At 63.6% G+C, this 12933-nt stretch carries 12 protein-coding genes and 1 tRNA gene; 9 read left to right on the top strand and 4 right to left on the bottom strand.

Annotated features, from left to right (window positions below; genetic code table 11):
• The 4 genes from QP941_RS09250 to QP941_RS09235 are packed head-to-tail and all read left to right on the top strand — an operon-like array spanning position 1 to position 1228.
• Positions 1-189, top strand: a complete 189-nt coding sequence (locus QP941_RS09250) for a DUF4244 domain-containing protein (protein WP_005327144.1) — start codon at positions 1-3, stop codon at positions 187-189.
• 55 nt (positions 190-244) lie between these two features.
• Positions 245-559, top strand: a complete 315-nt coding sequence (locus QP941_RS09245) for a hypothetical protein (protein ID WP_005323101.1) — start codon at positions 245-247, stop codon at positions 557-559.
• Positions 552-878 (top strand): Rv3654c family TadE-like protein, encoded by a 327-nt coding sequence (locus QP941_RS09240; RefSeq protein ID WP_284769191.1) that lies wholly within the window; start codon positions 552-554, stop codon positions 876-878. Before QP941_RS09245 ends, QP941_RS09240 begins: the two co-directional genes overlap by 8 nt.
• Positions 875-1228 carry a hypothetical protein gene (locus QP941_RS09235; protein WP_284868742.1) on the top strand — a complete coding sequence of 118 codons (354 nt, stop codon included), beginning with the start codon at positions 875-877 and terminating at the stop codon, positions 1226-1228. The genes QP941_RS09240 and QP941_RS09235 overlap by 4 nt, the downstream gene beginning before the upstream one ends.
• A 201-nt stretch (positions 1229-1429) precedes the next feature.
• Here the strand turns inward: QP941_RS09235 and QP941_RS09230 are convergent, their stop codons facing one another.
• Positions 1430-3793 carry a Zn-binding domain-containing protein gene (locus tag QP941_RS09230; protein WP_284868741.1) on the bottom strand — a complete coding sequence of 788 codons (2364 nt, stop codon included), beginning with the start codon at positions 3791-3793 and terminating at the stop codon, positions 1430-1432.
• Between the two features lie 176 nt (positions 3794-3969).
• On the opposite strand from QP941_RS09230, the gene QP941_RS09225 reads away from it, so the two are divergent.
• Positions 3970-4173 (top strand): cold-shock protein, encoded by a 204-nt coding sequence (locus QP941_RS09225; protein WP_284868740.1) that lies wholly within the window; start codon positions 3970-3972, stop codon positions 4171-4173.
• Between the two features lie 30 nt (positions 4174-4203).
• Here the strand turns inward: QP941_RS09225 and QP941_RS09220 are convergent, their stop codons facing one another.
• Complete coding sequence (locus tag QP941_RS09220; protein ID WP_284766116.1) at positions 4204-4833, bottom strand: DedA family protein; 630 nt, start codon at positions 4831-4833, stop codon at positions 4204-4206.
• 248 nt (positions 4834-5081) lie between these two features.
• Between QP941_RS09220 and topA the strand changes: the two genes are divergently transcribed.
• Both topA and QP941_RS09210 read left to right on the top strand, forming a co-directional pair.
• Complete coding sequence (gene topA / locus QP941_RS09215; RefSeq protein ID WP_284868739.1) at positions 5082-8045, top strand: type I DNA topoisomerase; 2964 nt, start codon at positions 5082-5084, stop codon at positions 8043-8045.
• A gap of 18 nt (positions 8046-8063) precedes the next feature.
• Positions 8064-8660 (top strand): hypothetical protein, encoded by a 597-nt coding sequence (locus tag QP941_RS09210; RefSeq protein ID WP_284868738.1) that lies wholly within the window; start codon positions 8064-8066, stop codon positions 8658-8660.
• Here the strand turns inward: QP941_RS09210 and QP941_RS09205 are convergent.
• On the bottom strand, positions 8610-9824 hold the full coding sequence (locus QP941_RS09205) for a DUF418 domain-containing protein (RefSeq protein WP_394371987.1): 1215 nt from the start codon (positions 9822-9824) through the stop codon (positions 8610-8612). The genes QP941_RS09210 and QP941_RS09205 overlap by 51 nt on opposite strands.
• A gap of 36 nt (positions 9825-9860) precedes the next feature.
• The gene (locus QP941_RS09200) at positions 9861-11393 is read right to left on the bottom strand and encodes an adenylate/guanylate cyclase domain-containing protein (RefSeq protein ID WP_284868736.1); all 1533 of its coding nucleotides are present in this window, start codon (positions 11391-11393) and stop codon (positions 9861-9863) included.
• Here QP941_RS09200 and QP941_RS09195 point away from each other — a divergent pair.
• Positions 11392-12630, top strand: a complete 1239-nt coding sequence (locus tag QP941_RS09195) for a DNA polymerase III subunit delta' (protein ID WP_284868735.1) — start codon at positions 11392-11394, stop codon at positions 12628-12630. The genes QP941_RS09200 and QP941_RS09195 overlap by 2 nt on opposite strands.
• A 76-nt stretch (positions 12631-12706) precedes the next feature.
• Positions 12707-12782 (top strand) — tRNA-Thr (locus QP941_RS09190).
• Positions 12783-12933 lie beyond the last annotated feature (151 nt).

Genomic DNA, 12933 nt, shown 5'->3' with positions numbered 1-12933 from the left:
ATGCACGCACTAAATAAGTATTCCCAGCTCATCCGCAATGACGAGGGGATGAGCACCATCGAATATGCCATGGGATCTTTGGCGGCCGCCGCGCTTGCCGGGGTGCTCTACATGGTCATCAACGGCGGCGGGGTGGTCGATGCCATCGAGGGCATCATCACCGACGCCCTCTCGAATACCCCGAGCTAGCGCCGCTCTCTCACCACGGCCGGCTGGCCCAGCCTGCCGGCAGAAAGGAGGAATGATGCACAGGGTATTTGATGACGATGGCTCCGTGACCATCGAGGCCGCCTTGGCTTTAAGCTCCCTGGTCTTGGTCGCGGCGGGAATCGTGGGTGCCATTGCCACGCTGGCATCTTATATCGCCGCGGTAGACATGGCGGGCGCGGCTGCGCGTTCGCACGCCATCGGCGTCGAATACCATCCCCCGCGCGAGGATGCCCAGGTCAGCGTGGAAGAAAGCGGTGGGTTGGTGAGGGCGTCGGTAAGCGTCGATGCCCCCGTCGGCACCATGCGCTCCGAGGCGGTATTTCCGGCCGAGGTGGGCGGAAATGAGTAGGCCGCAGCGCTGCGGCGAGGAAGGCTATGCCACCATTGCCGCGGCCGGCATCATCGTCGCCATCGTGAGCTTGCTGCTTATCGTGGCGGCAGTGGGCTCGCGCGTGGCCGCGCGACACGAGGCGCAAGTGGCGGCCGACCTCGCGGCGGTTGCCGGTGCCTGGGCCCTCGCTACGGGTGAAGATGCTTGTGCCGCCGCGCGCGATACCGCCGAGCTTAACGACGCCACCCTAGAAACCTGCACCGAATCCGGCCGCGACGTCATCGTCACTGCCACGGTTCGTGGACGGTCCACTCAAGCGAAGGCCGGGCCGGTATGACCTGGCAAGAAGTAGTAGTGCGCCTTATCCCCACCGCGGTGGCAGCCGTAGCAGGCTTCATCGCTTGGCGGGAATACCGCCGAAAGGTACGCGAAGAAATCAAAGCGGATCATAGGCGGGAACAAGATAGATGGTGGGGAATTGTGCAGTGGTGTATCGATAAGACTGACTCGGCGGAAAGCGCCGAAAGAATTACTGGATGGTATTTTCTCCCCACAATTCTGGGATTATTATCGGACGTTGAAGGAGATTCCCCTTTTATCAACACACTATGGGATTTTGCCCAAGAGTTTAAAGAGGGTGAGCTCGACAAATCTGCCCCGAAAGAAGAAAGAGGCGATGCTCCATGAGGCATCCGCAAGGCTCGCCTTTTTATGAGCCGAATCCGGAAGTGCGGCGCACTCGCGCACGTGCAGCGGCGGAAATTCAGCGCATAATATTGGAGCGGTTTCCTCATCGGCGTGAGGAGCTGTTGCAGCGCAGCGCGGACTATGAATACGCGCGGGCGCAGCGAGTAAATGAAGAAAAAGGCAGAACCGCTTAAGTTGCGGCTAGCTCTGCGTCATGGTGACCAGCGCACCCAGTAGCTTGATGGCGCCGTCCTTGCTCAGCGGATTGTTTCCGTTACCGCACTTGGGCGATTGCACGCACGACGGACAACCGGCTTCGCACGGACAAGAGCGCACCGCCTCGAAGGTGGCCTCGATCCATTCGGGGAAGCGGCGGAAGCCTTCCTCGGCGAAACCGGCGCCGCCGGGGTGGCCGTCGTAGACAAAGACGGTGGGCAGCTGCGTATCGGGGTGCAACGCGGTAGACACGCCGCCAATGTCCCAGCGGTCGCAGGTGGCGATAAGCGGCAATAGGCCAATGGCGGCGTGCTCGGCCGCGTGTAAGGTGCCGGGCGTATCGGAGGCGGTAACCCCCATCGCGGAAAGCGCCATCGGATCGATGGTGTAGGCCACCGCCCGGGTTACCAGGCGCTGTTCGGGGAGATCGAGGGGGATATCGTCGCCAATGGTGCCGTCGGCAAGCCGCACCTGGTAGCCGGTGACGCGGTCGGTGACCTCCACCTCTACGTCCGCCACCCACAGTCCTGGGGAGTAATTGACCAGGTTATCGGCCTCGCGCAGGATGCGGATATCCGTGGTGGAGCGCGGAGTCGTGGAATAGTCCGGGGTCTCGGGGCGGGCCAGTGCCAGGTAATCGCTGAGGATGAGCTCCTCGATGACAAAACTCTCGCCCTGGTGCAGGTATACCGCGCCGGGATGGACTTGGCTGGTAGCGCGGGCGGCGTCGATGGTGCCGAGCAGGCGGCCGTCGGAGGAATCCACAATCATGACTTCCTCGCCCGCTCCACCGCGCAGCGAAACCGCGGTATGTGCCGTCTCCGGGGAGAGCTCTTCCGGCGTATGGGCGGGGATGGGCACGGCGAACCAGCCGCGCTCGCGGCGGCGCAGCAGGCCAGATTCGGCCAGCTGGTGAACCACATCCTGCGCGCCCCAGGCGGCAATCGTGGCATCATCCAGCGGCTGTTCTACCGCGGCGCAATAAACGTGGCCGAAGAGGATATACGGATTGGCCGGGTTGAACACGCTGGCCTCCACCGGCCGCCCCAGCAGTGCCTCCGGATGGTGGACCAGGTAGGTATCCATCGGCTCATCGCGGGCGATGAGCACCACGAGCGAGCCCTGCCCGCGGCGGCCGGCGCGCCCTGCCTGTTGCCAAAAACTTGCGACGGTCCCCGGGAAACCGGCCGTGACCACGGCATCGAGCCCACCGACGTCGATACCCAGCTCAAGGGCGGAGGTGGTAGCGACGCCGAGCAAGGAGGCGTCATCAAGCGCGCGCTCCAACTTGCGGCGGTCCTCGGCCAGGTAACCCGCGCGATAGGCGGCGATGCGCTGGGCAAAATCGGGGCGGCCGAGGCTCCCGGAGAGCACCTCGGCCGCGCGCATGGCCACCACCTCGGCCGAGCGGCGCGAACGCACAAAGGTCATGGTGCGCGCGCCTTCTGCGATGAAGGAGGCCATCATCTCGGCCGCCTCGGTGGTGGCGGCGCGTCGCACCGGCGCTCCGTGCTCGCCCTCGGCCCCTTCGATAAAACCCGGTTCCCATAGCGCCACGGTGCGCGCGCCGGTGGGGGCGGTGTCCTCCGTAATCGCGTGGGCGGGTCGGCCGGTAAGGCGCTGCGCATGCCGGCCCGGGTCCTTCATGGTGGCCGAGGCATAAATAACCGTCGGCCGCGAGCCATAGTGCGCGCACAGGCGCAGCAGGCGCCGCAGCACCAGCGCTACGTTGGCGCCGAATACGCCCCGGTAGGAATGGCATTCATCGACGACGATGAACTCCAGGTGCCGCAGCAGCCGCGCCCACCGCGCATGCGCCGCCAGCAGGGACATATGCACCATATCCGGATTGGAGAAAATGAACCGCGAATGATCGCGCACGCCCGCGCGGGATTCCTGCGGTGTATCGCCGTCATAGGGCGAGGGCACTACGTCCCTGAGCGCCGGAATGCCCCGACACAGCTCGAGCACCGCCTGCAGCTGGTCCGAGCCCAGCGCCTTGGTGGGGGTGAGATAGAGCGCGCAGGTGGTTGGGTCCTGCGCTAGCCGGCTCAGGATGGGCAGCTGGTAGCCCAGGGACTTTCCCGAGGATGTGCCGGTAGAAATCACGGCATCCTCGCCGCCCCAGGCCGCTTGCGCCAGCTCGGCTTGGTGGCTATATAGCTTGCCGACGCCCCCTTCTACCAGCTTCTCCTTTAATTCCGGCAGCACCCATTCGGGCCACTCGGCATACTGCGCGCGCTGCGGTGGCAGGGTGGTGTGAAATGTGAGAGTGGACTCATCGAGACGGCGCTGGATGAACTCGAGTAGCTCTTCTCCCAGGGGATTATCCGTTTCCGGGTGAGCCAATTTCTACCCCCTCGTGAGTTAGGCCTATCGCTTTGGCGTGGAACGTGTCACACTGATATGAGGCCAATGATGTCTTGGTGCGGTGTTTACACTTTAAGGTACTGCTAAAGGACGCATTTACCGAACCCCTCGGCGCGGAATCGCCGCACCGCTAATCAAGAAAAGGACTGCACACCATGGCACAAGGAACCGTTAAGTGGTTTAACTCTGAAAAGGGCTACGGCTTCATCGAGCGTGCGGACGGCGAAGGCGATATCTTCGTCCACTACTCCGAGATCCAGGGCAGCGGCTTTCGCACCCTAGAAGAAAACCAGCAGGTCACGTTCGAGGTAGGCTCCGGTCCGAAGGGCGAGCAGGCCCAGGCCGTGTCCGTAGTTTAGGAGGCCGGTTCCCCCGCTCAGGCCTTCCAGTTAGGGCGTTTCGGCGTAGCCGCGGCGGGTATCCCACCACTCGGTGAACTTATTCTGCAGTTTCTGCAGGCCCACGCCGATGATGACGGCGGCGATGATGCTGATCACCACAGCCAGCACCGGCGAATTGGAAAAGGCCATGCCGCCCAAGTAGCCAATGGCGAGCGCCTGGGCCGCCCAGAGCGCAACGCCAATGGTGTCGAAGAAGACAAAGACGATCCACGGGAAGCGCATGGACCCCAGCAGGATGGTCATAAACAGGCGCGCTGAAGGAATGAAGCGGGCAATAATAATGGCCGCACCGCCGCCGCGGCGCATATTGCGCTTGACCCAGTTGAGCCCCTCGTAGGCCTTCGATCCCTTAGGTACGCGCTGGAGCAGGGGCATGAAGCGCGTGCCCAGCAGGAAACAGAGATTATCGCCCATCATGGCGGCAATGAGCGCTACGAAAAACATGGTGGGCAGGTGCGGAAAGCCCTGGGAGCCGGACCAGGCGCCGGCCATGTTTAGCGGGATTTCAGAAGGCAGCACGGGGAAGAAGCAGTCACCAAAGATCAGTACGCCCACCAGCGGGTAGATCCACTCTGTGGACATGACGGTTTCAATCCACATAGTGATGGTGTCAACCATGAATCCTCCCCGGGCGTCGTCTTGGGTGTGCTATTGTGCCCCACAATGCTTTCACAGCTACTGGGCGTTCTAAGTAGGCCAGTATAGACCCGTTCCGTGGGGGTACATAGTGCCCCTGAAAACGGCCTTTTGGCAGTACCGCGTATATGGTGCGAGAAAGGAAATGCAGATCAACTGTGTACGCTAGGGGCGATTGCTGAAAGCGTGCATACCTTATTGTTCGCATCATCGAAAGGGATGAAGTCGAAGTGGCAGAAGCAGCCGGGCCGGGAAAGACCTTGGTGATCGTCGAGTCGGCGACGAAGGCGAAGAAGATTCAGCCTTACCTCGGAGATAACTACATCGTGGAGGCCTCCGTGGGCCATATCCGCGATCTTCCCCGCGGTGCTGCGGACGTGCCGGCTAAGTATAAGAAGGAATCCTGGGCGCGCCTCGGCGTGAACCCGGAGGATGACTTCGCCCCGCTGTATGTGGTGAGCCCCGATAAGAAGAAAAAGGTCGCGGACCTCAAGTCCAAGCTGAAGCAGTGCGACCAGCTCTACCTCGCAACAGACCCCGACCGCGAGGGCGAGGCCATCGCCTGGCACCTGCTGGAGGTGCTCAAGCCCAAGGTTCCGGTGCGCCGCATGGTGTTCAATGAGATCACCAAGTCCGCGATCCTGGAGGCCGCGGATAATACCCGCGATCTGGATTACAACCTTATCGACGCCCAGGAAACCCGCCGCATCCTCGACCGACTCTACGGCTATGAGGTCTCCCCGGTGCTGTGGAAGAAGGTCATGCCGCGGCTTTCTGCCGGCCGCGTGCAGTCGGTGGCCACCCGCGTCATCGTCGAGCGCGAGCGCGAGCGCATGGCGTTCATCCCCGCGGACTATTGGGACCTGGCCGCCACGCTAGATACCGGCGCTGCGGACGCGGACAACCCCGCTACTTTCGACGCCCGCCTCACGGCCGTCAATAGCAAGCGCGTGGCCTTGGGCCGCGACTTTGATGACCGCGGAAACGTCAAGAGCAAAGACGTCATCGTCATCACCGAGCCACAGGCCAAGGCGCTAGAAACCGCGCTGCGCGGTGCGGATATGCAGGTCGCTGGGGTCGAACACAAGCCCTATACGCGCAAGCCCTATGCGCCGTTTATGACCTCGACGCTGCAGCAGGAGGCCGGCCGCCGCCTGCACTTTACCTCTGAGCGCACCATGCGCATTGCGCAGCGCCTGTACGAAAACGGCCACATTACTTATATGCGTACGGACTCCACCTCGCTGTCCAAGCAGGGCCTGTCCGCCGCGCGCAACTCCGCCACCAGCATCTATGGCGCAGAGTACGTTTCTGATTCCCCGCGCGTGTATGACCGCAAGGTGAAAAACTCCCAGGAGGCTCACGAGGCTATCCGCCCGGCTGGCGAGTCCTTCGCCACCCCGGGCCAGCTCTCCGGCCAATTGGATGCGGAGGAGTTTAAGCTTTATGACCTGATTTGGAAGCGTACCGTCGCCTCCCAGATGGCCGATGCCAAGGGAACCTCCATGAAGGTCACCGTGGCGGGCAATGCCACTACGGATAACGGCAGCTACGACGTGGAATTTTCCGCCACCGGCCGCACCATTACCTTCCCCGGCTTCCTGAAGGCCTACGGCGCGGACGAGGCCAAGGGTGATAAGAAGGGCGAGACCCGCCTGCCGCACTTGGAGGAGGGCCGCGCCCTGACCGCCAAGGAGGTCTCCGCCGAGGGTCACTCCACCAATCCGCCGGCGCGCTATACCGAGGCCAGCCTGGTCAAGAAGATGGAGGACCTGGGCATCGGCCGCCCGTCCACCTACGCGTCCATCATCAAGACCATCCAGGACCGCGGCTATGTGGTCTCGCGCGGCAATGCGCTGGTGCCCTCCTGGGTTGCCTTCGCCGTCGTGGGCCTGTTGGAGGAGAACTTCACCGAGCTGGTGGATTATGACTTCACCTCTTCTATGGAAGACGAGCTAGACCAGATTGCCACCGGTATCGAGGACGGCACCGCTTGGCTCAATGGTTTTTACTTTGGCAACGCCGAGGCCAACGAGCAAAAGGCGGCCTCCATTGCCCGTCACGGCGGCTTGAAGTCGCTTATCGACGTCAATCTGGAGGCCATCGACGCCCGCAAGGTCAACTCGCTACTGCTTTATACCGACACCGAGGGCCGCGACGTCTTCGTCCGCGTGGGCCGCTACGGCCCGTATATCGAGCGTGCCGTTGGCACTAACGACGACGGAAGCATTGAGTATCAGCGCGCTAACCTGTCCGAAACCGTCACCCCGGACGGCCTGAACGAGGAGCTGGCGGAAAAGCTCTTCGCCACTCCGCAGGGCGGCCGCGAGCTGGGCGAGAACCCGGAAAACGGCCGCATGATCGTGGCCAAGGAAGGCCGCTTCGGCCCGTATGTCACCGAAATCGTCCGCGAGGATGAACGTGAGAAGGCCGAGGGTGAGGCCGAGGAGGTCGTCGCCAAGGAGCGCGCCGAGGAAGACAAGCAACGCGCCGAGGAAGGCAAGCGTGCCAAGAACTGGGAAACCAAGACGGCCGCAAAGCAGAAGGAAAAGCGCGTCAAGGAGTACATCGAAAACAAACTCAAGCCGGGTACGGCCTCGCTGTTTAGCTCGATGGAGCCTTCTACGGTCACCCTCGAAGAGGCACTTAAGCTGCTTTCCCTGCCGCGCGAGGTGGGCGAGGACGACGGCGTGATGATCACCGCGCAGAACGGCCGCTATGGCCCGTACCTGAAGAAGGGAAATGACTCGCGTTCCTTGGCCAAGGAAGAGCAGATCTTCACCGTCACCTTGGACGAGGCCCGCCGCATCTATGCCGAACCGAAGCGTCGCGGCCGCGCAGCGGCCCAGCCGCCGATTAAGCAACTGGGCGATAACGACGTCTCCGGCAAGCCCATGACCGTCAAGGACGGCCGCTTCGGACCCTATGTCACCGACGGCACCACCAATGCCTCCCTGCGCCGCGGCGATGACCCGGAGCAGCTTACCGACGCCCGCGCGAACGAACTCCTTTCCGAGCGCCGCGCCAAGGAAGCTTCCGGCGAGACCAAGAAGAAGTCCTCTAAGAAGACGACGAAGAAGAAGGCAACCAAGAAGGCCACCAAAAAGTCCACGAAGAAGGCTGGCAAGAAGGCAACTAAGAAGCCTTCGCCCGGCACGAAGAACGTGGTAAAGGCCGGCTCGCGCAAGAAGTAACCGCGTAAGGTGGCGGGCATGAACGATTTTCTTGCCCGCACCCAAGAAGGCGCCGCGGCCCTGTGGCGCGCCGTTACCGACATCAGCGCGCGGCCGGAGGTTTTGGCCTCGGTTCGCGAAGAGCCCGCCATTGGCGCCGGAGTTGCAGCCGGAGCCATCGGCCAGGTGGAAAAGGCCCGCCGGCTGACCCGTCCTTCGGCGCTCGGCGTGGCGGCCGTAACAGCGAACCACGCCGCCTATGCATGGAGCCTCTATCGCCGCGGCGCGCGCAACGATGCCCTGGGCTGGGGCCTGCGCGTGGCAGCATGGGGCGCGGGCGTTGCCGCCACTCGCACACAGCCGACGGCCGCTGCGGTCGCGGTGGGCGGCGCGGCGGTGCTCACGACCTCGGCATTGGCGGGAGATCCAGCGCTGCGCACCGATGCCGGCAAGGGCATCAGCCACGGCGCCAACCTGCTCGTTGCGGCCGAGGGGCTGACGGCCCTGCGCGCGGCGCTCGCGCAGCAACATAGCGGTAAGCGGAAGCAGGGGGCGCGCCTAGTGGGCGCGGCCGAGGCGGGCGCCCTAGTTGTTGGCCACCTGCTGCTCATTGATGGCCTGTGCCGCACGCGGTAGCTGCGGCTGCATCGTCGGACCATAGGACAGCCGGCGGTGCACCGCCTCGAACGGCCCACGGAGGTCGAAGGCTTCCAGCACGCAGGCCCCGATAAGCGTGACCAGCCACACCGCGAATGCCAGCGCGGCCTGGCCGAAGGCGCCCAGATCGTGGCCGAAGTTCAGCGTGAATGGGTGCACGAGGAAGAAAAAGAGAATGGACTGCCCTACGTAGCCGCTCATGGAGCGCTTGCCCAGCGCCGCAAAGGGCCACAGCACTGCGGGCAGCGGCGCGCCGGCTGAAAGCCGCTCCTGCACCGGCTGCAGCAGCAGCGCGAGCCCGGCCAGGATGCCAGGCCCGGTAAAGACGCCGATGAAAGCGTTGGCATTATTGGCCGCATTGGCCCAGCGCTGCCCGATGACCCCCAGCGTGCTCAAAGACCACAAGCTACCGATTACGACGGTAATGGCCACCGCAATGGCGACCCAGCGCAGGAGGGTGGGGCGGTGAGAGGGGACGTCGGCAAGCACGCTCTGGCGCGCCCACACAAAGCCCACCAGCATGACGGGCAGGTACATCAGCACAATGATCGGCGTGGCAACAGCCTGGCTGCCAAGGGTAATAAGCTGGCTGAGCAGCAAATCGGGGTAGGACTCAATGGTGCCAATGCCCTCTGTGGACACTACGCCGCTGGGATCCACAGCGCCGGAAATGAAGGCCACCACCCCGCCCAGCGCGCACAGCGCGAATAGGATATAGGCAACGCGCAGGAGGGTAGAATCCCGTTTGCGCAGCAGGAAGGCGATGATAATTCCCGCCACGCCATAGAAGAACATAATGTCGCCCCAAAACAGCAGCACCAAGTGCACTGCGCCCATGAGCGCCAAGAAGGCATAGCGCTTGGCGATGACCCAGCGCGCCGCCCGCACCGGAAACCCGCGCCGCCACAGACTCATCGCAATGAGCCCCACGCCAAAGCCGAGCAGGGTAGAAAACATGGGCAGGCCGCGGTTGTGGACAAAGAAGGCACCGAAGACGACGGCCGCCTTATCCCACGCGCTGCCATCAATGATGCCGCCGAAATAGCTGCCCGGCCGGTCGGTGGTGATGATCCATGCCGTGGTCATATTGGCCATGGCGATGCCTAGAAGGGCCATGCCGCGCGCCACATCGGGCACGATCATGCGGGGCCGGGAAGCTGAGCTCACTTAAAAACCTCGTTATACCTCGGAACGTTCTGCCAGGGTAGCGCGGATAGGGCGAGCCAGCTGGGTCATGCGGTGACGACCGCGCAGCTCAATGGATTTCATCATAGTCCAGCGGGCCTGCTCGGCCTCATTGGCGGTCTTGAGCGTGGCGGCGTTAGTGAGCACCTGGCCCGGGGTGTCCTTGGCCAGCTCGGTCAGGCGCGCGGCCTCGTTTACAGCGTCACCGATGACGGTGTATTCAAAGCGATCCGCGCCGCCGATGTGCCCGGCGACGACGTGCCCCGCCGCCACGCCGATGCCCGCTTGCAGCTCCAGCCCGCGCAACTCGCCGCGCAGCTCGCGAGCGGCCTGCAGGGCCATGGAGGCGGAATCATAAACATTGAGCGGCGCGCCAAAGACAGCCAGCGCGGCATCGCCCTGGAACTTGTTAATGATGCCCTTGTTGCGGTGCACCACCTTGACGACGTGCTCGAAGAACTTATTGAGCTCCTCCACTACCTCCTCAGGGGAGTGGTTGACGGCGAAGGTAGTAGAACCGATGACGTCAATGAAGAGCACCGCGACCTTGCGGTCCTCGCCGCCCAACTCGGGGCGCTCCTCTAGGGCGCGCTGCGCCACCTCGGCGCCGACGTAGCGGCCGAAGATATCGCGCACGCGCTGGCGCTCGCGCAGGCCGCGCATCATCTCGTTGAAACCGGCCTGCAGCACGCCCAGCTCTGACCCGTCATAGATATCTACCTCGGCATTGTTCTCGCCGCGGCGCACCCGGTTAATGGCGTCTTGGAGCTCCACGATCGGGTCCACCACGCTCATCACCGCGAAGCTAGTACCGATAAAACCGGTGGCCAGGGCGGTAAGTGCCAGGGCCGTGATGGCGGGAACCAGGTCTCCTGCGGTGCCGGAGAAGAGCCCGGTGCGCTGGGCGATGAGTACGAGCAAGATGCCGACCAGCGGCACGCCGGAGGTCATCAGCCAGGCCGAAATGAGGCGGTACTTGATGGGCGGCTCCAGGGTGGCGTCCTCGAAGCGGCGCGCCACTGCTTGGGCAGCCACCGGGCGTACGAGGCGCTCGGCCTGCAGGTAAGTCAGGATGACCACCACGAGGCCGGCCAGGGTGGCGGACACGCCCACGACGAGTCCGAGACGGCCGGATTCCCGGCCGGAAATCACCACGGCCAGGATGATGCCGATGAGCCACACCGCGGCCGCCACCACGGATTGGTAGACGGGGATGCGCATGACCAAGTTGCGCACCATATTCGGATCGTGCTCGTCCGGGTTGCGCTGCCAGTCCAGCACCGGGCGGAAAAGCAGCAGGGTGACGGCGATGCCGATGACCACGGCAAAGATGAGGTACACCGCGGCGACGCCCATCAGGCTGGGCAGCTCGGCGGCAAAGTCCTTAATCTCCGGCATCGGCAAGAAATAAAGGACGAAGGTCATGATCGCGATGGCACCGATGAGGTTCGCGCCAAGGACTAAGGCGGCGTAGACCGGCCATTGGGTACCCATGAGCCATCGTGCGCCGCGCAGTAGTCTGTTCATGCTTTCATACTTTAGTAAGACCAGTAGGCTAGGGCGAGTGAATACCGGAAGCGTTGCGCAAAGATTGGCAGATACCCCAGGTGTGGCTCGCACCATCCTGGGCGCCGCCCGGGCAGCTCGGGGGATGCCGGGGGCAGACCCGCGGGCGATGAGCCATTCCTGGCTGTTTACCGGCCCGCCGGGCTCCGGCCGTTCCCTGGCCGCCATCGATTTTGCGGCCGCGCTCATGTGCACGGACCCAGAGGAGCCGGGCTGCGGCCGCTGCGAGGCCTGCCGCGCGGTGCTGGAGACCAAGCAGCACACCGATCTAGTCCTCGTGGATCCACAGGAGGTCATCATTCCCGTGGATACGGTGCGCGAGGTCATCGGCCGCGCGGCGAGCCTGCCCACGGTGGCGCCATGGCGCGTGGTGATCTTCAATAATGCTGACCGCCTGAACAATAACGGTGCGAATGCCTTGCTCAAGACGGTGGAGGAGCCGCCGGCGCGCACCGTAATTATCATGTGCGCTCCTTCCGACGCCCCCGAGGACTTCTCCCAAACCCTCCGCTCGCGCTGCCGTCACCTCTACATCCCCTCCCCGTCGGTGGAGAGCATTACCGCCCAGTTGGTCAGCGAGGGCGCCTCGGATCACGACGCCCACTTGGCCGCCCTTACCTCTCTCCGCCACGTCGGCAGGGCGCGGCGCCTAGTCAACGATCCGGCCGTGCAAAAGCGCCGCGCGGTGGCTATCAACCTGGCAGAAGAGGTCTTCCACGGCTCTCAGGGCTTCCAAGCGGTGACCTCGCTGCTGAAGATGGTGGACGCGGAGGCGAAGGACTCGCACAAGGAACAAGAAGAGGCCGAGCTGGCGAAGTTGGAACAAACCCTCGGCGTGGGCGCGAAGGGCAAGGGCGCGGCCAAGGCACAGCGCGACGCCCGCTCCGCCATTAAAGACTTACAAGATCAGCACAAGAAGCGGGCCAAGCGCCGCGTGATCGACAACCTGGACCTCGTGCTTGTTGATCTCTCCGGCGTCTACCGCGATGCGCTCATGCAGAAGGTGGGGGCGCAGGTGGATCTGACCCACCCGGACTTCGCCGGTCTTTCTGGTGAGCTCGCGCAGCGCGTGAGCGAGGAAGGACTGCTGGACTGCCAGGCGGCTATCACGCTGTGCCGCGAGCAGCTGACCCAAAACGTCGGCACGCAGATTGCCTTCGACGGGTTGGTGGGCCGCCTGCGCCGTGCGTGCCTGTAGGTGGGACCCGATTTCTATTCCGCGGCGCCCCTAGGTTAAACTCTCTCTTGCTGCACTGGCGCATGCCAAGCAGCGCGCCGCCTTAGCTCAGTCGGTAGAGCATTTCACTCGTAATGAAAAGGTCGCGAGTTCGATTCTCGCAGGCGGCTCCACAGTGGCCGCAGGTTTTATTGCCTGCGGCCTTTCGCGGTTTTGGGGACAGCGCGTTAAGCCTCGCCGTGGTTAGTGGGTTAAGGGTCAAAATGTGTGTCTGGTTCGGCGTGTCGGTGGGGGTTAGATTTGCCAGCTTCCAGGCCGGCTGAC

It is taken from the genome of Corynebacterium sp. MSK150 (assembly GCF_030229215.1).
GTDB lineage: Bacteria > Actinomycetota > Actinomycetes > Mycobacteriales > Mycobacteriaceae > Corynebacterium.
This window is presented reverse-complemented; position numbering and strand designations above follow the sequence as displayed.